The 21,332-nt window shown below is 62.9% G+C and carries 17 protein-coding genes; 11 read left to right on the top strand and 6 right to left on the bottom strand.

Annotation, left to right across the window (positions count from 1 at the left end):
* Window positions 1–70: 70 nt before the first annotated feature.
* From HBO11_RS20430 to HBO11_RS20420, 3 genes are all read left to right on the top strand, one after another.
* A complete protein-coding gene (locus HBO11_RS20430) occupies window positions 71–919 on the top strand; it encodes an EamA family transporter (protein ID WP_169952036.1) in 849 nt (282 codons plus the stop codon).
* The gene (locus HBO11_RS20425) at window positions 919–1,866 is read left to right on the top strand and encodes a LysR family transcriptional regulator (RefSeq protein WP_169952034.1); all 948 of its coding nucleotides are present in this window, start codon (window positions 919–921) and stop codon (window positions 1,864–1,866) included. The genes HBO11_RS20430 and HBO11_RS20425 overlap by 1 nt, the downstream gene beginning before the upstream one ends.
* A 135-nt stretch (window positions 1,867–2,001) precedes the next feature.
* Entirely contained in the window at window positions 2,002–6,897 is a 4,896-nt protein-coding gene (locus tag HBO11_RS20420; RefSeq protein ID WP_169952032.1) for an alpha-2-macroglobulin, read from the top strand.
* A gap of 156 nt (window positions 6,898–7,053) precedes the next feature.
* Here HBO11_RS20420 and HBO11_RS20415 read toward each other — a convergent pair whose 3' ends face one another.
* A complete protein-coding gene (locus HBO11_RS20415; protein ID WP_057437585.1) occupies window positions 7,054–7,347 on the bottom strand; it encodes a hypothetical protein in 294 nt (97 codons plus the stop codon).
* 99 nt (window positions 7,348–7,446) lie between these two features.
* Between HBO11_RS20415 and pbpC the strand changes: the two genes are divergently transcribed.
* The 6 genes from pbpC (at window position 7,447) to HBO11_RS20385 (ending at window position 14,546) form a co-directional block, all read left to right on the top strand.
* A complete protein-coding gene (gene pbpC / locus HBO11_RS20410; RefSeq protein WP_169952030.1) occupies window positions 7,447–9,777 on the top strand; it encodes a peptidoglycan glycosyltransferase PbpC in 2,331 nt (776 codons plus the stop codon).
* Window positions 9,778–9,933: 156 nt separating this feature from the next.
* On the top strand, window positions 9,934–10,242 hold the full coding sequence (locus HBO11_RS20405; protein ID WP_133713881.1) for a MazG-like family protein: 309 nt from the start codon (window positions 9,934–9,936) through the stop codon (window positions 10,240–10,242).
* Window positions 10,235–10,984: a methyltransferase domain-containing protein gene (locus tag HBO11_RS20400; RefSeq protein ID WP_169952028.1), complete on the top strand. Its 750-nt coding sequence runs from the start codon at window positions 10,235–10,237 to the stop codon at window positions 10,982–10,984. Before HBO11_RS20405 ends, HBO11_RS20400 begins: the two co-directional genes overlap by 8 nt.
* A gap of 24 nt (window positions 10,985–11,008) precedes the next feature.
* The gene (locus tag HBO11_RS20395) at window positions 11,009–11,611 is read left to right on the top strand and encodes a DUF4136 domain-containing protein (protein ID WP_029297619.1); all 603 of its coding nucleotides are present in this window, start codon (window positions 11,009–11,011) and stop codon (window positions 11,609–11,611) included.
* Between the two features lie 45 nt (window positions 11,612–11,656).
* Window positions 11,657–12,214: a DUF4136 domain-containing protein gene (locus HBO11_RS20390; RefSeq protein WP_169952026.1), complete on the top strand. Its 558-nt coding sequence runs from the start codon at window positions 11,657–11,659 to the stop codon at window positions 12,212–12,214.
* A 394-nt stretch (window positions 12,215–12,608) separates the two neighbouring features.
* The gene (locus HBO11_RS20385) at window positions 12,609–14,546 is read left to right on the top strand and encodes a pilus assembly protein TadG-related protein (RefSeq protein ID WP_169952024.1); all 1,938 of its coding nucleotides are present in this window, start codon (window positions 12,609–12,611) and stop codon (window positions 14,544–14,546) included.
* Here HBO11_RS20385 and HBO11_RS20380 read toward each other — a convergent pair.
* Window positions 14,543–17,287: an ATP-binding protein gene (locus HBO11_RS20380; RefSeq protein WP_169952022.1), complete on the bottom strand. Its 2,745-nt coding sequence runs from the start codon at window positions 17,285–17,287 to the stop codon at window positions 14,543–14,545. The two genes, HBO11_RS20385 and HBO11_RS20380, sit on opposite strands and share 4 nt — an antisense overlap.
* A complete protein-coding gene (locus HBO11_RS20375) occupies window positions 17,284–17,721 on the bottom strand; it encodes a TadE/TadG family type IV pilus assembly protein (RefSeq protein WP_169952020.1) in 438 nt (145 codons plus the stop codon). Before HBO11_RS20375 ends, HBO11_RS20380 begins: the two co-directional genes overlap by 4 nt.
* Window positions 17,722–17,793: 72 nt before the next feature.
* Between HBO11_RS20375 and HBO11_RS20370 the strand changes: the two genes are divergently transcribed.
* Entirely contained in the window at window positions 17,794–18,267 is a 474-nt protein-coding gene (locus tag HBO11_RS20370; protein ID WP_169952018.1) for a prepilin peptidase, read from the top strand.
* A gap of 126 nt (window positions 18,268–18,393) precedes the next feature.
* Window positions 18,394–19,176 (top strand): response regulator transcription factor, encoded by a 783-nt coding sequence (locus HBO11_RS20365; RefSeq protein ID WP_169952016.1) that lies wholly within the window; start codon window positions 18,394–18,396, stop codon window positions 19,174–19,176.
* 243 nt (window positions 19,177–19,419) lie between these two features.
* Here the strand turns inward: HBO11_RS20365 and HBO11_RS20360 are convergent, their stop codons facing one another.
* The 3 genes from HBO11_RS20360 to HBO11_RS20350 are packed head-to-tail and all read right to left on the bottom strand — an operon-like array spanning window position 19,420 to window position 21,332.
* On the bottom strand, window positions 19,420–19,692 hold the full coding sequence (locus tag HBO11_RS20360; protein WP_169952014.1) for a DUF3613 domain-containing protein: 273 nt from the start codon (window positions 19,690–19,692) through the stop codon (window positions 19,420–19,422).
* A 19-nt stretch (window positions 19,693–19,711) separates the two neighbouring features.
* A complete protein-coding gene (locus tag HBO11_RS20355) occupies window positions 19,712–20,434 on the bottom strand; it encodes a tetratricopeptide repeat protein (protein ID WP_169952012.1) in 723 nt (240 codons plus the stop codon).
* Between the two features lie 10 nt (window positions 20,435–20,444).
* Window positions 20,445–21,332 carry a type II secretion system F family protein gene (locus HBO11_RS20350; RefSeq protein WP_169952010.1) on the bottom strand — a complete coding sequence of 296 codons (888 nt, stop codon included), beginning with the start codon at window positions 21,330–21,332 and terminating at the stop codon, window positions 20,445–20,447.

Here is a 21,332-nt window from a genome sequence, read left to right as displayed (position 1 = left end):
GCTTTCGCTTCCGGCCGGCACGCGAGGCTGAGTTAAATACCCGCCTTCTCCTCTGAACAGCCCAAACTCCATGGATAACTCCGATATCGCGATCACCCTGGTCCTGATCTCCGCCTTCATGCACGCCACCTGGAACGCTGTTGTCCGGGCCGGCAGCAGCCGCTTCATGACCCTGGCCCTGGTCGATGGCACCGCATTGCTGATCTGCCTGGCGGCGCTGCCGCTGGTCAATGTGCCAAGCCTGCAAGTCTGGGGTTATGTACTGCTTTCGGTGATATTGAATACGGTCTATCGCCTGTTTCTGATCAAGGCCTATGAGACGGGCGACTTCGGTCAGGTCTACCCGGTGATGCGCGGTGTGCCGCCGGTGCTGGTGGCGTTGTTTTCCTACTTTCTGCTGCATGAGCAACTGTCGTTCCATGCGATGGCCGGGGTGTTGTTGATTTGCCTGGGGATCATCAGCCTGACATTTGTACGCAGGATGACCGCGCACATGCTCAAGCCGATCCTGATGGCGGTGGGCGCTGGAGTGTTTATTGCGTCCTACACAGTGGTGGACGCCAAGGGCGTGAGAGCCAGTGAAACGGTGCTGCAATACATTATTTACCTGACGGTGTTCCAGAGCATTCCTATCCCGCTGCTGGCGTTTTTCAAGGAGCGTGCGGCACTTGTCCAGGCCATTGGCAGTCATTGGCGAGTGGGGGCCTTGGGGGGTATTTTTTACCTGGCATCCTACGGCCTGGTGTTGTTCGCGCTGTCGCTGGATGCGGTGGCCAAGGTCTCAGCGCTGCGGGAAACCAGTGTTATTATCGGCGCCATTATTGCCGCGCTGTTCTTCCATGAACGGTTCGGCTGGCGACGGATGCTCTCGGCGTTCGTCATTGTTTGCGGGATCATCCTGATCAAAGTGAGCACCTGATGGCTCAGCGCCCTCCACCCACCCCGATGCTTCAGGCTTTTGTCAGCGCCGCGCAAACGGGCAGTTTCGCGCGTGCGGCGTCTGAGCTTAACCTCACCGCCAGTGCCATCAGCCATCAAATTTCAGGCCTGGAAGCGTGGTGGGGCGTACAGTTGTTTGAGCGGCACTCGCGCGGCGTCAAGCTGACGTCGGCAGGGCAGGCCTTGTTGCCGGTCACTGATGGGTTTTTCAAAGGGCTGGAGGCGGCGTTGCAGGCGCTTAATCCGCGCACAGCCCAGCCGTTGTACCTCTTGTGCACCTCTTCGCTTTGTTCGACCTGGCTGATTCCCAGAATGCATGGCTCGCATACCGACGCCTCGTTCAATCTTGACGTGGTGCTGACCAGCGCAGATATGAACCCTGCCAGCCTGGGGGCTCATCAATTTGATGTCGCAGTAGTCATAGGGGGCGGGGACTATCCGGAGCATCATGTCGAGTTGCTGATGCGCGATGCGGTGTTTCCCGTATGCTCGCCGGTGTTTTATCGCGAGCATGGCGATATTGCGCCGACGGATATCGCCCGCTACCCATTGATTCACCGGGCGGATGATCAGATCTGTCCGGGGTGGGAGAGTTGGTTTGCGTTCCAGGGGGTGGCGGCGCCCCCGTATCACCCTGGGCCTCGGTTTCCGGATTCGAGCCTGGCTATAAGCCTTGCGGTCAAGGGGGGTGGGATCGCTCTGGGCCGGACGGCGTTGGTATACGACCAATTGGAAGAAGGGGCGTTGGTTGCCTTGAACAGCCCCGTGATGATGTCGCCGGCGGCGTATTACATTATTTGCCGCAATGGTCGACAGTCCGAGCCGGACATCGCCCGGTTGATTGATTGGCTCAAGGCCAGCGCGGGTGAGTTTCTGCTGGAGGTTCGGACCCGCCACCCGCAAATAGCGGGTGCTGGAGCACTTTAGCGGTAGGGTTTGGCCTGACTTGGCCTGCACGCAGAACCAAACCGCCCTCCGTCGGTCAATGTGATCACTGCCACAACCGCTTCACTGGCACTGATATATAGTTCACCCCTCAGACACCCCGACAACGAGTGCCCCATGCTTAACAAAGGATTGTTCCTGGCCTGTGCGCTGGCCCTGCTGAGCGCCTGCGATTCTTCCGACAAGCCCGCAGCCCCCGCGGCCTCTGCGCCAGCGGTGACGGCGCCGGCCAAGGCCACGGTGGATGTGGCGACGCTCAAGCAGCGTTATGCCGGCCGTGAGTTAAGCGTGGTGGACGTGTCTGAGGTGCAACTGGATGGCGCCAGCACCTTGTCGGTGAGTTTTTCGATCCCGCTGGACCCGGACCAGAAGTTCGCCGACAAGCTGCACCTGGTGGACAGCAAATCCGGCAAGGTCGACGGTGCCTGGGAGCTTTCCGACAACCTGATGGAACTGCGCTTGCGCCACCTGGAGCCCCAGCGCAAGTTGGTGCTGACCGTGGACGCCGGCCTGCGCGGGGTCAATGACGCCAAGCTCGCCGCCGAGTACGTCAGCCGCCTGGAAACCCGCGACCTGCAAGCCACCGTCGGCTTCGCCAGCCGTGGCACCCTGTTGCCCACCCGCCTGGCCGAAGGTTTGCCGGTGATCACGCTGAATGTCGACAAGATCGACGTCGAATTCTTCCGTATCAAGCCCGAATCGCTGCCGGCGTTTCTCGCCCAGTGGGGTCGCAATACCAGCCTGCAAAGCTATGAATCGCGCGAACTGCTGCCCATGGCCGACTTGGTGTACGGTGGCCGTTTCGACCTCAATCCTGCGCGCAACACCCGCGAAACCCTGCTGCTGCCCATCGCCGGCCTCAAGCAACTGCAACAGCCGGGCGTGTACCTGGCGGTCATGCGCGCCTCGGGCACCTACAACTATTCGCAGCCGGCCACGCTGTTTACCCTCAGTGATATCGGCCTGTCGGTGCACCGTTACGCCAATCGCCTGGATGTGTTTACCCAGGCGCTGGAAGGCGGCAAGGCGCTGGACGGTGTCGAGCTGGAAATCCTCGATGCCGAAGGCCGCGTGCTGGGCCAGGGCAAGACCGAGAAGGGCGGCCACGCCGAACTGCCGCTGCCGAAAAAGGCCCAGGTATTGCTGGCCAAACAGGGCGAGCAAACCAGCCTGTTGCGCCTCGACAGCGCGGCGCTGGACCTGGCCGAGTTCGATATCGGCGGCCAGCCTGCGCACCCGCTGCAATTCTTCGTGTTCGGCCCGCGCGACCTGTACCGCCCTGGCGAAACCGTGCTGCTCAACGCCCTGCTGCGCGACAAGGACGGCAATGCCGTCAAGCCGCAGCCCGTGAGTGTCGAAGTGCGCCGCCCGGATGAACAGGTCAGCCGCAAATTCGTATGGGACGCCGATGCCTCTGGCCTCTATCAATACCCGTTGCAGTTGGCCGGCGAAGCGCCGACCGGGCGCTGGCAACTGGTGTTCGACCTGGGTGACGGCAAGCCGCAGCTGTATGAATTCCTCGTCGAAGACTTCCTGCCCGAGCGCCTGGCCCTGGAACTCAAGGGCAGTGACACGCCGTTGAGCCCGGCGGACAACGCCGTTATCCAGGTCAATGGCCGCTACCTCTACGGCGCCCCGGCGGCGGGCAATCGCCTGAGCGGGCAAGTGTATGTGCGCCCGCTGCGCGAGGCGGTCAAAGCCCTGCCGGGCTACGAGTTTGGCTCGGTAACGGAAGAAGAGCTGAGCCAGGATTTTGAACTGGACGAAAGCGTGCTCGACGCCCAGGGCCAGGAAATACTGACCCTGGAAAGCAAGTGGAGCGAGGCCAAGTCGCCGCTGCAACTGATCGTGCAGGCCAGCCTGCAAGAGTCGGGCGGGCGCCCGATCACCCGGCGCCTGGTGCAGCCGGTATGGCCGGCCGAGCAATTGCCGGGCCTGCGCGGCTTGTTCGATGGCAAGGAAACCGATGGCGATGGCCCGGCGGAATTCGAAGTGCTGCTGGCCAACCAGGACGGCCAGAAACTTGCCGTCGACAACCTCAAGGTCCGCCTGATCCGCGAGCGCCGCGACTACTACTGGAACTACTCGGACAACGACGGCTGGAGCTATCACTACAACGAGAAATTCCTCAACCTCGATGAGCAGACCGTCAACATCAAGGCCGGCGACACCGCCAAGGTCAGCTTCCAGGTGGAGTGGGGCCCGTACCGCGTCGAGGTCGAGGACCCGCAGACCGGGCTTATCGGCAGCAAGCGTTTCTGGGCCGGTTACCAGGCCCAGGACAACACCGAAGGCGGCGCCGTGCGCCCGGACCAGGTCAAGCTGGCGCTGGACAAACCGGCGTATGGCGATGGCGATACGGCCAACGTCACCGTCACCCCGCCGGCAGCCGGCAAGGGCTACCTGTTGGTGGAGTCCAGCGAAGGCCCGTTGTGGTGGCAGGAAATCGAGGTGCCGGCCGAAGGCAAGAGCTTTGCGGTGAAGCTCGACCCGAAATGGTCGCGCCATGATTTGTATGTGAGTGCGCTGGTGATCCGTCCCGGCGAGCGCAAGGCCAACATCACCCCCAAACGCGCCGTGGGCTTGCTGCACCTGCCGTTGGACCGTACCCAGCGCAAACTGGGCTTGACCCTGACCGCACCGGAAAAAATGCGCCCCAAACAGCCACTGACGGTCAAGGTCGCGGCAAAAAATGCCGATGGCAGCGTGCCGAAACAGGTGCATGTGCTGGTGGCGGCGGTGGACGTGGGCATCCTCAATATCACCGAATACCCGACCCCGGATCCGTACTCCAGCCTGTTCGGCCGCAAGGCGTATGGCGTGGACCAGTTCGATATCTATGGGCAGTTGATCGAAGCCGGCCAGGGCCGCCTGGCCAGCCTGGCCTTTGGCGGTGACGCGGCGCTGGCCAAGGGCGGCAAGCGCCCGGACACCAGCGTCACCATCGTCGCCCTGCAAAGCGCGCCGGTGACCTTGAACGAGAAAGGCGAGGGCGAAGTCAGCGTCAATATCCCCGACTTCAACGGCGAGCTGCGCCTGATGGCTCAGGCCTGGAGCGATGACCGCTACGGCATGGCCGAAGCCAAGACCGTCATTGCCGCGCCGTTGATTGCCGAGCTGTCGGCCCCGCGCTTCCTCGCGGGCGGCGACCAGACGCGCCTGGCGCTGGACCTGTCCAACCTGTCGGGCAAGGCACAGAAGCTCGATGTGCAACTGACCGCCGAAGGGCAACTGACCCTGCTGGGCGAACCATCGCAAAGCGTGCAACTGACCCAGGGCCAGCGCACCACCTTGCAGATTCCGGTGCGCGCGCTGGGCGGTTTTGGCCAGGGCAAGATCAAGGTCACGGTCAATGGCCTGGACCTGCCGGGCGAGAACCTGCCGGCGTTTACCCGCGAATGGACATTGGGTGTGCGCCCGGCTTATCCGGCGCTGCTCAAGCAATACCGCGCGGTGCTCAAGGACGACGCCTGGAGCCTGCCGGACAGCGAACTGGCCCTGTTTGAGCCGGCCGGGCGTGAGGCGCTGTTGAGCCTGTCGAGCCGCCCGCCGTTGAACCTGGGCGAGCAGATTCGTGCGCTCAAGGCCTACCCGTATGGTTGCCTGGAGCAAACTGCCAGCGGCCTGTACCCGTCGTTGTATGCCGATGCCGCCGTGCTGACGCGCCTGGGGTTGACCGGCGAGCCGGATGCCGAGCGCAAGCGCAAGATCGAACTGGGCATAGAGCGCCTGCTGGGCATGCAGCGCTACAACGGCAGCTTTGGTTTGTGGGGCGCCGATGGCGAGGAAGAATACTGGCTGACGGCGTACGTCACCGACTTCCTGCTGCGCGCCCGCGACCAGGGTTTTGCCGTACCGCCCGAGGCGCTGAAAAAGGCCAGCGAACGCCTGCTGCGCTATGTGCAGGAACGCAATCTGATTGAAGTCGACTACAGCGACAACGCCGACCACACGCGTTTTGCCGTACAAGCCTATGCCGGGCTGGTGCTGGCGCGTAGTCAGCAGGCGCCGCTGGGGGCATTGCGCAGCTTGTTCGAACGTCGCAGCGATGCTCGCTCCGGCCTGCCTTTGGTGCAGTTGGCGATTGCCCTGCAGAAGATGGGTGACCAACCGCGTGCCGACCAGGCCTTGCTGGCCGGTTTGGCGGTCAAGCGCAAAGCCAATGAATGGCTGGCCGATTACGGCAGCCCGCTGCGTGATCAGGCGATGATCCTGGCCCTGCTGGAAGAAAACGACCTGGCCAAGGGCAAGCGTGAAGAGCGCCTGTTCGAGCTGTCGGACCAGATGGCGGCCAGCCCGTGGCTTTCGACCCAGGAGCGCAACTCGCTGTTCCTGGCCGGGCGTGGCTTGCTGGGCAAGCCGGAAACCAACTGGACGGCGCAGTTGAGCAGCGGCGGCGAAACCCGCGAGCTGAACAACAGCCAGTCCGGCCTGAAGCTGGAAGGGCCGTTGCTGGCCTCACCACTGACCCTGCACAACCCGGGCAGCGAGCCGATTTACCAGCAACTGAGCATCTCCGGTTATCCACAGCACGCGCCGGCAGCGGGTGGCGAAAACCTGAGTATTCGCCGCGAGTACCTGGGGATGAATGGCCAGCCGCTGAACCTGCAAAACCTGCGCAGCGGCGACCTGGTGTTGGTGCACATTGCGGTCAGCGCCAACAAACAGCGGGTGCCGGATGCACTGGTGGTTGACCTGTTGCCGGCTGGCCTGGAGCTGGAGAACCAGAACCTGGGGCAAAGCGCCGCCAGCCTGGAAAACGCCAGCAGCCAGGTCAAGGAATGGCGCGAGTCGATGCAGAATGCGTCGATCAAGCATCAGGAATATCGCGATGATCGCTACGTGGCCGCGCTGAACCTGGACGGCTATGGCACCACGCACCTGCTGTACCTGGCCCGTGCGGTCACGCCTGGGACTTATCGCGTACCGCCGCCGCAAGTGGAGTCGATGTACCGGCCGAACTGGCAGGCAGTGGGGGAAACCCCGGCCGATATGGTGATCAAGGGCCGTTAAGCCCAACCCCTATAGGAACTGGCGGTAGCTTTATGTGGGAGCGGGCTTGCCCGCGATAGCGATCTTTCAGCCCATACATTCGGTGGCTGATACACCGTTATCGCGAGCAAGTCGCACCGCTGCTCCCACACAAGCCCGCTCCCACAGGGTCTGTATTTAATGCACAACCCAACTGAGCAGCCACAACCCCAGCATCAACCAGATAATCCCCATGATGATCGAGGCCCGCATAAACGCCCGGACTGCCGAGTACAGCAGCATCAGGCCGATGATCAGGGTGATGATGCTGATGATCGAGGTGTCCATGCCCAGGGTGCGCGACAGGCCATCGATAAAGTTGCCACCGGCATTGGTCAGGGCGCCGAACAGGCCACTGAGCCCGTCGACGATAAAGCGGATGACCGAACCGAGCGCCTGGCCCAGCCATTCGAAAAAGCTTTCTACCTGCATATGAGTTTCCTGATGAAAGGGTGGGCGTATCTGCCGGACCTGAGCCTTTGGTCGCCAATCCCTTGGGCGAGTTCCCTAGAAGCATAGAGGTTTGCCCGTTTGAATTTGCGAATAGTTGCACGCGCTACCCTGGGTAGCCTGCTGGTGGTAATAGCCCTGCTGTGGCTGGCCGACCGCCTCTGGCCCCTGCCGCTGCCCAAGGATGACCTGGCCCGCGTGGTGCTGGCCGAAGATGGCACGCCGTTGTGGCGGTTTGCCGATGCCAACGGCGTGTGGCGTTACCCGGTGGCCACCGATGAGGTCTCGCCGTATTACCTCGATGCGCTGCTGACCTACGAAGACCGTTGGTTCTACCAGCACCCCGGCGTCAACCCGCTGGCCCTGGTGCGGGCGACCTGGCAGAACCTCACCGGTGCACGGGTGGTATCTGGCGGCAGCACCTTGTCGATGCAGGTGGCGCGCCTGCTTGACCCCCATTCACGTACCCTGCCGGGCAAGTTGCGCCAGCTGTGGCGTACGGCGCAGTTGGAGTGGCACCTGTCCAAGGACCAGATCCTCAACCTGTACCTCAATCGCGCGCCATTTGGCGGCACCTTGCAGGGCGTGGCGGCGGCCAGTTGGGCGTATCTGGGCAAGTCGCCGCAACAGCTGACCCACGCTGAAGCGGCGCTGCTTGCGGTTTTGCCCCAGGCACCGAGCCGTCTGCGCCCGGACCGCCACCCGCAGCGCGCCCAGGAGGCCCGGGACAAAGTGCTGCGGCGCCTGGCCGAGTTTCAGGTATGGCCGCAACCTGCGGTCGACGAAGCCCTGGAAGAACCCCTGTTGCTGGCGCCGCGCCTGGAACCCAGCCTGGCGCCGCTGCTGGCGCGCCGCTTGAACCGTCCCGACAGCCCGCCGCTGATTCGCACCACTCTCGACGCGACCCTGCAACGGCGTCTCGAAGACCTGCTGCTGGGTTGGCGCGCGCGGCTGCCGGAGCACACCTCGGCCGCGATCCTGGTGGTCGAAGAAGAAAGCATGGCGGTGCGCGCCTACCTGGGCTCGGTGGATATCAACGACGCGCGGCGTTTTGGCCATGTGGATATGATCAGCGCCCTGCGCTCGCCGGGCTCGACCCTCAAGCCCTTCCTGTATGGCATGGCTTTGGACGCGGGGCTGATTCACTCCGAATCGCTGTTGCAGGATGTGCCACGACGCTACGGCGATTACCGGCCGGGCAACTTCTCCATGGGCTTTACCGGCGCGGTACCGGCCAGCACGGCGCTGTCCAGTTCGCTGAACCTACCGGCGGTGCAGCTTCTGGAAGCCTACGGGCCCAAGCGCTTTGCCGGCGAAATGCGCATCGGCGGCATGCCCCTGGCGCTGCCGGCGCTGGCCGAGCCGAATCTGGCATTGATCCTGGGCGGCGCCGGCAGCCGCCTGGAGGACCTGGTCGGCGGCTACAGCGCGTTGGCCCGCGACGGCAAGAGCGCGGCCATCCGTTTGCAGCCTGATGATGTGCTCAAGGAGCGCCCGTTGTTGTCGCCGGGTGCGGCGTGGATCGTGCGGCGCATCCTCAGTGGCCAGGCGCGGCCGGACCGTGATCCCCGGGCCGAGTTGGTACAGCGCCCGGTGTTGGCCTGGAAGACCGGCACCAGCTACGGTTTTCGCGATGCCTGGGCCATTGGCGTCGGGCCGCGCTATTTGATCGGTGTGTGGATCGGCCGCCCGGACGGCACCCCGGTGCCCGGCCAGTTCGGCCTGGCCTCGGCGGCGCCGTTGATGCTGCAAGTGCACGATGTGTTGACCAACCGCGACAGCCAGCGCGGCATTACTGCGCCCGTTAAGGCGGTGCCGATGAATGTCGGCGTGGCGGCGATCTGTTGGCCCCTGGGCCAGCCCATGAGCCGCAGCGATCCCAATTGCCGGCGCCAGCGGTTTGCCTGGACGCTGGACAACACCACGCCGCCGACCTTGCAGGCCCTGGACCAACCTTTGGGTGTCGGCTTGATGGAGACCGTGTGGGTCAATGCCAAGGGCCTGCGCGTGGCGGCCAGTTGCCCGGGCGCGGTCTCGCGGGACATAGCCCTGTGGCCGGCCCCGCTGGAGCCATGGTTGCCCAGGATCGAGCGGCGTGACGCGCGCATCCCCGCGCCAGACCCGGATTGCCCACCCCCGGCCCTGGCGGCAGCGTCGCCGTTGTCGGTGGTGGGTGTACGTGAGGGGGACCAGTTGCGGTTACCGGCGGGTAGCCAGCAGCAGTTGCGCTTGAAGCTATCGGCGTTGGGCGGCAGTGGGCGGCGCTGGTGGTTCCTCAATGGTGCACCGCTGGGGGACAGCGCCAGTCAGGACAGTATCAATGCCAGCCTGGAGCAGTTGGGGCGCTATCAACTGAGTGTGCTCGATGAGGCGGGGCAGACGGCCAGGGTTGAGTTCAGCGTGGTGGATTAGGTCGCCATCGCAGGCAAGCCAGCTCCCCCATGTTGATTTGTAAACACCGCCAAATATGGGAGCGGGCTTGCCTGCGATAGCGCCCTGACAAGCGCCGCAAATTTATTTGCCATCCCCGCCTTTGAGCCCGAAGCTATACCCCTTCAGGAGCACCCCATGAATCTCGAACACCTTACCGAACGCATGCATCGCATCCGCGATAACAACGACTGGAAACAATTCCACAGCCCGAAAAACCTGGCCATGGCCGCCAGCGTCGAGATGGCCGAGCTGGTGGAAATCTTCCAGTGGCTGAGCGAAGACCAGTCCCGCCAGTTGCCCGCCGACAAACTTGCCCACGCCGGGCAGGAAGTGGGGGACATCGTGCTCTATCTGCTGCTGTTGTGCGGCGAACTGGGCCTGGACATGAACCAGGTGGTCAGCGCCAAGCTGGCCGACAACGAACGGCGGTTTACCCATGAGTGATCGCCATTTCGACCAGTTGGCCACGCGCTTTGCCGAGAAGATCTACGGCGGTGCCAAGGGTGCGATTCGCCTGGCGGTGTTGCAGGCCGACTTGGCCGAGGCCCTGCCGGACCGGCCTCTGCGCGTGCTGGATATCGGCGCAGGCCTGGGCCATATGTCGTTGTGGCTGGCCGAACGCGGGCATCAGGTGACCTTGGCCGAGCCTGCCGAACCGATGCTCGAAGGTGCCCGCCAGCGGTTCGCCGAGGCGGGACAGAGCGCAACGTTCATCCAGGCGCCGTGGCAGGACCTGCTGGGTCAACTGACCGAGCCCTACGACCTGGTGCTGTGCCACGCCGTGCTGGAATGGCTGGCCGAACCCCATGGGATCCTGCCGGTGCTGCACCAGTTGACGGCGCCGGGCAGCTGGTTGTCCCTGGCCTTCTATAACCGTGATGCGCTGATTTACCGCAACTTGCTCAAGGGGCACTTTCGCAAGATGCGCAAAAATGACATGGCTGGCGAAAAACAGAGCCTGACCCCGCAACAGCCCCTGGACCCGCGTGAACTGGCGGCGCAACTTGAAGGCCTGTGGCAGGTCGAAAGCCAGAGCGGGGTGCGGGTCTTCCACGACTATATGCCGGTGGAGTTCCAGGCCCGCGCCGACTTGCAGGACTTGTTGGAGATGGAGCTCGCTCACCGTCGTCACCCAAGCTTTGCCGGACTTGGGCGTTATTTGCACTGGATCTGCCGTCCGGTTTAAGCGGCCCAGTCTGCGGAGATCGAAATGAAGCGCTGTGCATTGATCCTGCTGTGCCTGGGGCTGGGTGCCTGCTCCAGCAACAATCCGTATGTCGCGGCCTCCAAGCCCATGCCACCGGCGCCTGCCCAGGCGGCCAACACCTTTGATGCCAGCGCCTACCCGGCGCCGGTGCGTGACTACGGCGCCTATCGCAACTGGGCCTGGCGCAACGGCCAATTGCCGGCGGGCTCGGCCTGGGCAGATCCTGCGCAGATCGCCGAAGCCGTCAGCGGCGCCCTCGACCAGCGTGGCCTGCGGCCGGTGCATGACCAGCGCGCGCCGGACTTGCTGGTCAGCGCCGATGTGCATCTGGAAAAACGCCTGCGCCAGGTGCAGGACGATTATGGCTACGGCTACGGTGGCTACAACCGCTATGGCAACGGCTATGGCATGTACAACTCGGTGCCGATCGTGCGCACCTATGAAGTGCAAGTGGTGGTGGTGCGCGTCAACCTGTTCGACGCCCGCACGGGCCAGCCGGTATGGAGCGCTAGCGCCGAAACGGGCAGCCAGGGCAGCCTGAGTGAACGCGGCGATGCGTTGCGCCAGGCTGTGCAGAAGGCCATGACGGCGTATCCTCCGAGTTAACAGCTATTCTCATCTCAGGTTCGGTTTGCCCTTTGGAGAACTACCATGTTGCGTCGTATCGCTTTGCTCGCTTTTGCCGTGCTTTTGGGCGGATGCCAGACCAGCCAGGTCAACCACGATTTTGACGCCAGTCGCGACTTTGCCGCCTACCGCAGTTGGGCCTGGAAAGACCCAGCGTTGCAGTACCGCCCCGATGATCCACGGATCAAGAGCGACCTCACCGAACAGCGCATCCGCCAGGCGGTGGCCGACCAACTCGACCAGCGCGGCTTGCGCCCGGCGGCCCCGGGGGCCAAGGCTGATGTGAGCGTGCAGGCCTACCTGATCGTCGAGGATCGCCAGCAGCAAGTCACCACCAACTACGGTGGCGCCTGGGGCGGCCCGTGGAATGGCTATTGGGGTGCGCCGATGTACAACGAAACCCGCAACGTCACCTACAAGGTCGCCACCCTCCAGATCGACCTGCTCGACGGCAAGGACGGCAAGTTGGTATGGCGCGGCAGTGACGAACAGATGATGAGCAGCTCGCCCAACCCCCAGGACCGCAATGCGGCGATCCGGGCGACGGTGACCAAAGTGCTGTCCAACTACCCGCCTCGCTAAGTCGTACTCGGTCCGTGTAGGGCCGCTGCATCACGGCGATGCGGGCGCTGCGGTTTAACAGGTACACCGAGGCGATCCCTTCGCAGCCTCGCCGGGGCTCGACAGCTCCCACATTCGATCTGTGTTGCCAAGACAAATGTGCAGGTGTCGCAGTTCCCCTGTGGGAGCTGTCGAGCCCCGGCGAGGCTGCGATGGGATCGCCTCCGTACAACTCGATACACTGAGGTGCCCGCATCGCTGCAATGCGGCGGCCCGACAAGCCAGCATCCAGCGGTGTTTCTTTCCGTCAGTCGCCAAAGTGGCGACTTGCCAGCGTACCTTGCAAGCCTTGTCTACACTGCTGTTGACTACAGGAGAGTAAGCGCTCGGCAGTTCGCCGGCAAAGGAGTGCTCGATGTCTCCCCGACTTCGTTCTGGCCAACGTGGCGCAATCGGTCTGGTATTCGCCGGCACCCTTGCATTGGCTCTGGTGTTTCTGTTGCTGGTGGTCGATAGCGGCCGCCTGTACCTGGAAAAACGCAAGCTGCAAGCCATCGCCGACACCGCCGCCCTGGAAGCCGCCAACCGCGGCGGGCAGTGCTCCGCCAGCACCACCGCCGTCGATTACGCCAAGCAGAATGCCACCCGCAATGGTTTCACCGTCGTCGCCAACGACACCAGCCGCGCCCTGGCGGTGACGTGTGGGACGTTGTTGACCAATGGCCTCAACACCCGTGTATTTACGGCGGATGCCACCAAGAATGAGGCCATCCGCGTAGTGGCGAGCCGCACGGTCGCCACCGGTATCGCCAACGGGGTGTGGAAGCTGTTCAGTGGCACGTACAACGCCAATACCACATTGACCGCGACAGCAGTGGCGGCACTGGCGCCGCCGGTGGCGCAGTTGACGATTCGCAGCTCGTTGCTGACGGTCAATTCGGCTCAATCAGACATCTTGAACAAAACCATCGGTGGCTTGCTTGGTGGTGGCCTTTCCCTGACCGCCGTGGGTTGGCAGGGCTTGATCAATACCAATGTGAACCTGCTCAGTTACCTGGACCAGTTGGCTATCCAAGCGAATGTGGCGGCGGGTGACTATACGACGCTGCTCAACACTGCCGTGTCGGCGACGCAACTGATCGACGCGGCGGTCAAGGTTTTGCAAGCCAATGGCTCGGCGGTAGCGGCGACCATCACCAACGTGCTTGCCATCGAGGCGATTGCGCCGAACACCAAAGTGCTCAAGCTGGGCGATCTGTTAGATGTCGCGACGGGCACGCCCACAGCGGCCTTGAATACGGACGTGCAGTTGTTCCAGTTGCTGCAGGGCGTGGCCCAGCTCTCCAATGGCAATAGTTTGGTGAGGGCAGATTTTCAATTGAGCGTGCCACTGGTCGCCACCTTCTCAGTCAAAACCAAAGTCATGGAGCCGCCACAGCTATCCGCCATCGGCAACCCCGCCCTGGCCAAGGCTGGCTTGGCTACGGGGGCAAATCAGATTTCCGTGCGCACTGCACAAGTACGCACGCTAATCTCGGTGGATGCGCCGATTTTGAGGACGGTTTCTTCTGTGATATCGGGGCTGGCAGGCTTGACCGACCCAGTGATCAAAGTAGTGAAGGGGCTTTTGAATCTGGACCTGGCAGCTATCGTAAATGCTCTTTTATGTGCTCTGTCTTGCGAGCGCACAGATATTGATATTGCCAGTACGCTGGACATTTACATCGAGGCTGCCAGTGGCGAAAGCCATGTTACCGACTTCACCTGTGCAACCTCCGCAACCAAGACATTAACTGCCCAGGCCACCAGTTCTTTGGCCACCCTGGCAGTCGGTAAAATTGACCCGGCCAAGGCGTTCTCCTCATCGACACCAGTGGATGTCCAGCCGGTCCGCCTCATTGATATCGGTACCCAGCACTGCACTTTGTTGGGAGGCTGCGACCCACGCAAAGCCAATGTCGGCGGCGGATTTTTGTTAAAGGCGCAATCAACTGTAGGGCAGAGAACAGAAAGCCTGTTTTATTCCCCGGTGGCAGAAATGAACCTCCCGCCGACCTACAAAAGTATTTCCAGTGTCAACATCATCAACAGCCTGGGTAACACGTTGAATGGACTTCAGGTGACCTACGCACCGCCTCCTGCCCCGGCGATTCCGAATGGAGCGCTGGCAGGTGTCGCGACGCTCCTGGCAACGATCACCACAACCCTTGTCGGGCTCGTCCAAGGGCTTTTGTCGCCGCTGCTGGACCCTATCGTCAATACGCTACTGAGCGCTCTGGGCATCAACCTTGGCAATGCCGAAGTCGGCGCCAACCTCACCTGCCACATGGGCCGCGCCTACCTTGTGATCTAACCCCCACCCACCACCGGCAACTCCACACAAAACCGCGCCCCCTGTTCACTGTTGGCGACGCTCAGGCGTCCGCCCATGTTTTCCACAATGCCGTAGCTTACCGACAACCCCAGTCCGGTGCCGACGCCAATCGGTTTGGTGGTAAAGAACGGCTCGAAAATCCGCTCCAGCAACCGCGCATCGATGCCGCCGCCGTTGTCTTCGACCCAGATGCGCACATGGCGGCTGTCGTGTTCGCTGTACAGGGCGATCCAGGGGTGGAAGTCGTGGTTTTTTTCGTGGCGTGCCATCAGTGCATCGCGGGCGTTGACCACCAGGTTGATCAGTACCTGTTCCAGTTGGTCGACATGGCCGTTGACCTGTACGCCCAAGTCCATCGGCGTGATGCGCAGGTCCACGCCTTTGCCGCGCAGGCCTTCGCCCAGCAGTGACTGGGTGCCTTCCACCGCCTGGGCCGGGTCGAAGGGTTGTTGCTCGACCTCCGAGCGGCGGCCGAACACGCGCATGTGGTCCACCACCCGGGCGGCGCGTTGGACCTGGGCGTCGATGCGCTGGAGTTTTTCCGTGAGGTAGTCGATCTGCACGTCGCCGTTGCCCAGGCGCTTGAGCACGTTGACGATGGCCATGCGCATCACATTCAGCGGCTGGTTGATCTCATGGGCCAGGCCGGTGGCCATTTCGCCGAGGGTGGCCATTTTTGCGCTTTGGGTCAGTTGCTGCTGGGAGCGACGCACTTCGGTGTTGTCGCGGCCCACGGCCTGGATTTCCTGCAACTGGCCGTGTTCGTCGAATACGCCACGGTCCGACCAGACCCACCACGCATGTTCGCGCCCCGGCAGTTGCAGGCTGATTTCAGCCGTACTGACGGGGAATTCCGGGCTCAACTGGCCGATGCGTTTTACAAAGGCGTTGCGCTGTTCTTCAGATAGCCAGTGGCCCAGGTTGATCCCCGGCAACTGGGCCGGCGTGCATTCCAGGTAGTTGGCCAGGGGCGTGTTGCCGAAGGTCAGGGTCAGGTCCGGGCGGTAGCGGCAGATCATCGCCGGTGAGTCTTCGACGAGGATGCGATAGCGCTCTTCGCTGTCCTTGATCTGTTGCGCCGCCAGGGTCGCTTCGGTGACGTCCAGCCACAGGCCGACGGCCTCCACCGGCAAGCCGAGGTCGTCGCGCAGCAGCTTGGCTTCGTCCAGCAGCCAGTGGTAATTGCCCTGGCGATCGCGCACGCGGTAGCGACTGCGCACGCTGCCTTCGCGCAGCAACTGGCGGGTGCGTTCGAAGTACAGGTCACGGTCTTCGGGGTGTACCCATTCCACGGAGGTGTCGTGGGTGCATTCGGCCAGGGTCCAGCCCAGCAGCGGCAGCAGGCTGTCGCTGAAGAACGCCGGGTGTAGCGCGCCGTTGACGTAGCGCTGCACGTAGATCACCGCCGGGGAGCTGGCGATCAGGTTGTCCAGGCGCGCATGGGCGGCGGCGGCCTGCAATTGTTGGTTCTTGATGTCGCTGATGTCGAGCATGAAGCCGATCCAGCGGCGCTGCTCGCCGGCACCCAGCACCTGGCCCTGGACGCGGTACCAGATGGGGTTCTGCTTGGCGTCGCTGCGCAGCAGGCGCACGCTGGTCAACAAGGGTTTGCCCAGGGTTTGCAGGTCTTGCAGGCGGCTGTTGAGTTCCTGGCGGTCGGCGGGGTGGATCAGTTCCAGCCAGTTGGCCAGTACCTGTTTGGTCGGTGCATCTTCCGGGCTCAGGCTGCGCATCAGCTGTGGGGCCAGCAGGATTTCTTCACCGCTTTCCAGCAATTCCCACCAGCCGGTACCGAGCAGGCCTTGCAAGGCTTCCACCCGTTCCAGTTGTTGGTGATGACGTTGCTCGCGCAGGCGGCTGAGCAAAGGGGCGGCGAGGGCGGCGGCGAGGTTCAGCCAGTCACGTTCGCTGACGTCGGGGTGGCCACTGTAGAACCCGCACAGCAACCAGGCGGCCACCCCCTGGCTATCGCGATAGGGCACCAGCAGGCCCTCGGCGCTGCCAAACACGCTGTACAGGCGCGGGTGTTCGCTGCGGCCCTGGAGGGTTTTCAGGCTCAGCGCGGTGTTGCCGTTGAGGCTGTCCAGGCAGGTACCCAGGCGTTGGCCCGGTTCCCACAACTGCGGCGCGTCGTGGGCGCTGTAGCCGCTGTAGACCAGCCAGTCCTGGTCCTGCTGGTCGAGCAGGACCATCGCCACGCACGGGATATGCCAGCGCTGGGCCAGGTTGCGCAGGTGCTCGCTGAACACTTGCGGCAGGCGTGTCAGGCTGCAGACGCGCAGCTGCTCGCTCATCTGGCTGGCCAATTGGTGGTTCTGTTCGCGCTGCTGGGCCAATTGCCGGCCGTTCAGCAGGTCGCTGATATCCAGCAGGCGCAGGATCCAGCCATCGCCGTCCGGCTCGATCCAGCCACGGGTATGCAGGATGGTATCGGCGGCACCCTGGAAATCCAGGTCCAGGCTGTGCCGCTGCCAGTCGGCGGGAGTGCCTTCGATGCTCAATGCGCCAGGCAGGCACAGCAGGTCGCGCAACAGCGGGTGAGCCGGGGCGCCAAGGTGACGGGCCAACTGTGGGTGCAATGCCCGGCTGATATCCAGCACATGACCTTGCGGGTCCAGGCGCAGGTGCAAGCCTTGCGCCGGTGGGCTGGCGGGCGTCTCCAGGGCCTGGGCGCTGCTGCGGCCCAGCAGCCTGCCGAAGATTTTGTCACCGGAGTTCAAAATTGCAGGCTCGACTGGGCGTGCAACGTGGTCGGCAAGCGGGGCACCGTGCCAATGCCCGGCAGCACAATAAACGGCAGCACGTTCTTCAGGTTGGCCGAGGGGTAGTTGATCTCGACGGTCAACACGCCTGCGGTGTAGGTCGGATTGATATGGGCCGCCTGGAACTGGAACGTCGCGGGGATCCACTGCAATTGGCTTTGCACGGTCTGGGTCGCCCGCAGGATCAGCGCCGCATTGTAGTTGGGGGTGCTGGGGTCCAGTGCCACGCTGCGGCGCACGGCTTCGGCGGTAGCCTGGTTGAACGACTGCAGCAGCAACAGCGGCAGGCTATAGCTGACCATGGCATAGAACACGGCAAAAAAAATCACGAACACCGCCGCAAATTCGATGGCGACGGCGCCTTTTTGCTTTCTAGGGAGGCTGGTTTTCATCACTGCGACTACCCTGACTGCTACTACCTGATATCAGCATAGAATCAATCGGCAAAAAGGGACGGTTTTTACGTGATCCAAGGCCTCGTGGTAGTTGTCTGGTTGGTGTTGTGTGCAATGCAGGATATTCGCCAGCGACAGATCGCCAATCGCCTGACCCTGGGCGTGGCGTTGCTGGCGCTGCTCTATCTGCTGTGGAGCGGTAGCACCTGGCTCGGCACGTCCCGGTCTGAAGGGCTGTGGGCGCTGATCCTGGCGCTGCTGTTGACGCTGCCCGGCTACGCCCTCGGGCGCCTGGGGGCCGCGGATGTGAAGATGCTCGCGGCGTTGGCGCTGGCGTCGAATTCGACCTACCTGTTGTGGTCGCTGATCGGGGCCGGCGCGGCCAATGTCGCCTGGCTGGTCTATGGGCCTCGGCTGTTACCGCTTGCCAGTCAAGGCGTTAGAGCGCGCCTGGGTTACCTGGTGGTGGACCCGTCAAAAAAACTGCCCTTTGCACCGTTTCTTTTAGTGGGTTTTACCTTGGCCTGGCCGTGGCTCCATTAGTCGCGGGCGCTCTATATCGCTATGTACATAGTCGCAAAGTACGTCTACGTTTATTTGTACCGGTAATTAGGAAAGTTCCTCGGAACGGATAGGTCAATCTTTGGCTTGCCAGGCATGGAGTAGCGCGTGAACAAGCTTACATCTGCAGTAAAAGTGCTCGTGGTCGACGATCAACCGCTGATTGTGGAGGAGCTTTGCGAATTTCTTGAAAGCAGCGGTTATCGCTGTGTCCCGTGTGGCTCCAGCCAGCAGGCCGTGCAGCGCTTCAGTGAAGACCCGCAGATCGGCCTGGTGCTGTGTGACCTGCATATGCCGGACATGGACGGCATTGAGTTGGTGCAGGCCCTGCAGAAAATTGCCGGCAAGCAGCGTGCCTTCGAAGCCATCATGCTCACCGGCCGGGCGGACAAGCAGGACGTGATCAAGGCCTTGCGCGTGGGCATCTCCGATTACTACCAAAAGCCCATCAACCTCAATGAGTTGCTCGAAGGCTTGCAGCGTCAGGAGGCTGCCCTGGAAGAGCGCCACAAGAATCTGCACCTGGGGAACTTGAACCAGAAGCTGCAATATCTTTCCGAGTCCATCGATGACTTGTACCAGGACCTGGACAAGGTCCGTCGCGGCCCGGCGCCGCAAGCCGAGGGCGAAGGGGCAGGCGAGGAGGCCGAGCGCCTGGAGGTGCCGGCGATCTTCAATCAGTTGTCGCCCCGGCAACTGGACGTCGCGCGGCTGGTGGGCAAGGGCCAGACCAACTACCAGATTGCCTGCGAGCTGGGTATTACCGAGAACACGGTCAAGTTGTACGTGTCCCAGGTGTTGCGCTTGACCCATATGCACAACCGCACCCAACTGGCGTTGGCGCTGTCACCGAGCAACTCGGCATTGCGCCAGCGGGTGACGGCGCACTGAAGCTTTGCGTACAGCCCTGTAGGAGCGGGCAAGCTTAATGCCAGTCAGTTAAGCGCAGATCCCCCTGTGGGAGCGGGCTTGCTCGCGAAGACGTCGGCCCGGCAAACATTGATGTTGACTGACCCACCGCTTTCGCGAGCAAGCCCGCTCCCACATTTGATCTTCACTGTCTTGAGCATTGCGTTCGCTTAACTGATCTGCATCAGGGCAAGCCCGCTCCCACATTTCTCCAGTGGCTGTGGTTTATTTGCTACTGCCCGAGCCCCCGCTTGCGTTGTCTTCGTCGAATTTTTCCGGGATCGCGAATTTCTTGCTCTCCAGCAAACGCTGTATCGCCAGTTCGCGTTCGGCGGGCGTTGCCCTCTGTACCGTGGGTGAGGCGGCTTGCCCGTCGACTTGCAGCCTCAGCCAGTTCTCCGTTTCCTGCTGGGCCTTGGACGAGGGCCCAGGCTCGATGGCCAGTACCGTCAAGGGCAGGGCCAGCAGCGTCAGGCTGGCGAGGTAGGGGAATTTCATCATCGGCTCCTTCAAGCGCTTACTTGATTAGTGCGGGCGGTGCATCGCTGGCCGCTGCGACCTGGTCCTTGGCCTTGGCAGCCGGCGTGCCGGCGGCCTTGAGTTTCTCGGCCCGGGCCTGGGCCTCGGTGACCTGCTCGGGGCTCAGGCCCACTTGGCTGGCCAGTTGTGCGGCCTGGCCCCAGTTGTCCTGGTAGATCAGCAGGGTCACCAGGTTGACCGCCGCCAGTTGATCGCTTTGCTTGAGCTCCATGGCCGTCATGAACTCAAAGCGCGCCTCTTCCAGGCGCCGTTGGTTGAGGTAGACCACCCCCAGGTCGTTGCGGATTTTTTCGTCGGTGGGCGCCAGTTGCGCCGCCCGTTGCATATGGGCCAAGGCCTGGGCGTTGTCGCCCTGGGCCGCCGCCAGTTGACCCAAGCCGTGTTCCCCTTCGGCCGCCATGCAGGTGCCCAGCAGGCTGCGGTACAGCGGTTGCGCTTCACTGCGCCCGAGCAGGCGGTAGACCTTGGCCTTGCGCTGGCGCACTTGCGGCAAAGACTCCGGCAGGCTTTGCAGGTTGGCCAGGCTGGCGTGCATCTTTCCTTCATTGGCCATGTCGTCGGCCAGGTTCAGCGACAGCTCCTGCTCGGCGCTGGGCTTGGCACAACTACCCGGGGTCATCAGCGCCGACCACGGCGTCTGGCCGTTACTGGCACAGCCGCCGAGCATCAGCAGGCCCAGGCCTGCAATCAGTGCTTTCATCGAGCGCTCCTCAAAAACTGCTCAGGGCCCGGGAGATCGCAATGAATGCCGGCCCCCCCAGCACAATCAATAAAGCGGGAAACAGGAAGACCATCATCACCACCGACATCTTGGCCGACATCTTCGAGATGAATTCCTGCAAGCGGGTCAAGCGGCGGTCATCGAGCAGTTGCTTGAGGGCCAGCAGCGACTTCATGGCGCCGCCGCCCTGCTGGATCAGTTGTTGGAGAATGATGCAGGTGTCGGTGAATTCGTCCACGGCCAGCAGCCGGGCAGTTTTGCCCAGTTCCTCGCTCAGTTCCAGGCCGGAGTCGACCCGTGCCAGGATCAGCCGCAGCTCCTGGGTCAGCGCGGGCAGCAGGCGCTGAGCTTCAACGCTCAATACCCGCAGCGACTGTTCAACCGCCATGCCCGACTCGAACAGAATGCGCAGCAGCGGGATGAAGGTCGACACCTCACGGGAGATTTGCTGCTGGCGGGCCTTGGCCGCGCTGGCGAGGATGCGCTTGGGTATCAGGTAGCCCACGCCCAGGCCGAGCAGGGGCGCGATCCACGGGGAGTCGGCGCCGGGAAAGATCAGTTCCTCACCCACCAGGATCAGCCCGGCCAGCACCAGCGGCACGCCAATCTGGCAGGCGGCGAAGATCGAGCGCTGATTGGCTTTGCGCCAGCCCACGCGGTTGAGCAGGATCTGCGTTTCGTTATCCATGCTCACCGAGCGCTGGGCCAGTTGGCTGCTGCCAAACTGGCTGAGCAGGGTGCCGAGCCGGTCGCGGCGCACCAGTTGGCCTTGCAGGCGCTGGTTGACCAGGCGCTCGCGGCGACGCTGGGCCAGCAACTGGCCGGCGATCAGCGCGAGCGCAGCCAAAAACAACAAGGCACTGATCAGCAGGACCAT

Source organism: Pseudomonas sp. WS 5010, from assembly GCF_012985565.1.
Classification (GTDB): domain Bacteria; phylum Pseudomonadota; class Gammaproteobacteria; order Pseudomonadales; family Pseudomonadaceae; genus Aquipseudomonas.
Note: the sequence above shows the minus strand (reverse complement) of the source record. Positions and strands in the feature narration are given on the sequence as shown.

Bases quoted from the DNA above. Each gene is read 5' to 3' on its own strand.
- HBO11_RS20385 (WP_169952024.1), top strand. From the start codon at position 12,609: ATGTCTCCCCGACTTCGTTCTGGCCAACGTGGCGCAATCGGTCTGGTA.
- HBO11_RS20420 (WP_169952032.1), top strand. From the start codon at position 2,002: ATGCTTAACAAAGGATTGTTCCTGGCCTGTGCGCTGGCCCTGCTGAGC.
- HBO11_RS20395 (WP_029297619.1), top strand. From the start codon at position 11,009: ATGAAGCGCTGTGCATTGATCCTGCTGTGCCTGGGGCTGGGTGCCTGC.
- HBO11_RS20400 (WP_169952028.1), top strand. From the start codon at position 10,235: ATGAGTGATCGCCATTTCGACCAGTTGGCCACGCGCTTTGCCGAGAAG.
- HBO11_RS20390 (WP_169952026.1), top strand. From the start codon at position 11,657: ATGTTGCGTCGTATCGCTTTGCTCGCTTTTGCCGTGCTTTTGGGCGGA.
- HBO11_RS20430 (WP_169952036.1), top strand. From the start codon at position 71: ATGGATAACTCCGATATCGCGATCACCCTGGTCCTGATCTCCGCCTTC.
- HBO11_RS20360 (WP_169952014.1), bottom strand. From the start codon at position 19,692: ATGAAATTCCCCTACCTCGCCAGCCTGACGCTGCTGGCCCTGCCCTTG.
- HBO11_RS20405 (WP_133713881.1), top strand. From the start codon at position 9,934: ATGAATCTCGAACACCTTACCGAACGCATGCATCGCATCCGCGATAAC.
- HBO11_RS20350 (WP_169952010.1), bottom strand. From the start codon at position 21,332: ATGGTCCTGCTGATCAGTGCCTTGTTGTTTTTGGCTGCGCTCGCGCTG.
- HBO11_RS20355 (WP_169952012.1), bottom strand. From the start codon at position 20,434: ATGAAAGCACTGATTGCAGGCCTGGGCCTGCTGATGCTCGGCGGCTGT.
- HBO11_RS20415 (WP_057437585.1), bottom strand. From the start codon at position 7,347: ATGCAGGTAGAAAGCTTTTTCGAATGGCTGGGCCAGGCGCTCGGTTCG.
- HBO11_RS20375 (WP_169952020.1), bottom strand. From the start codon at position 17,721: ATGAAAACCAGCCTCCCTAGAAAGCAAAAAGGCGCCGTCGCCATCGAA.
- HBO11_RS20425 (WP_169952034.1), top strand. From the start codon at position 919: ATGGCTCAGCGCCCTCCACCCACCCCGATGCTTCAGGCTTTTGTCAGC.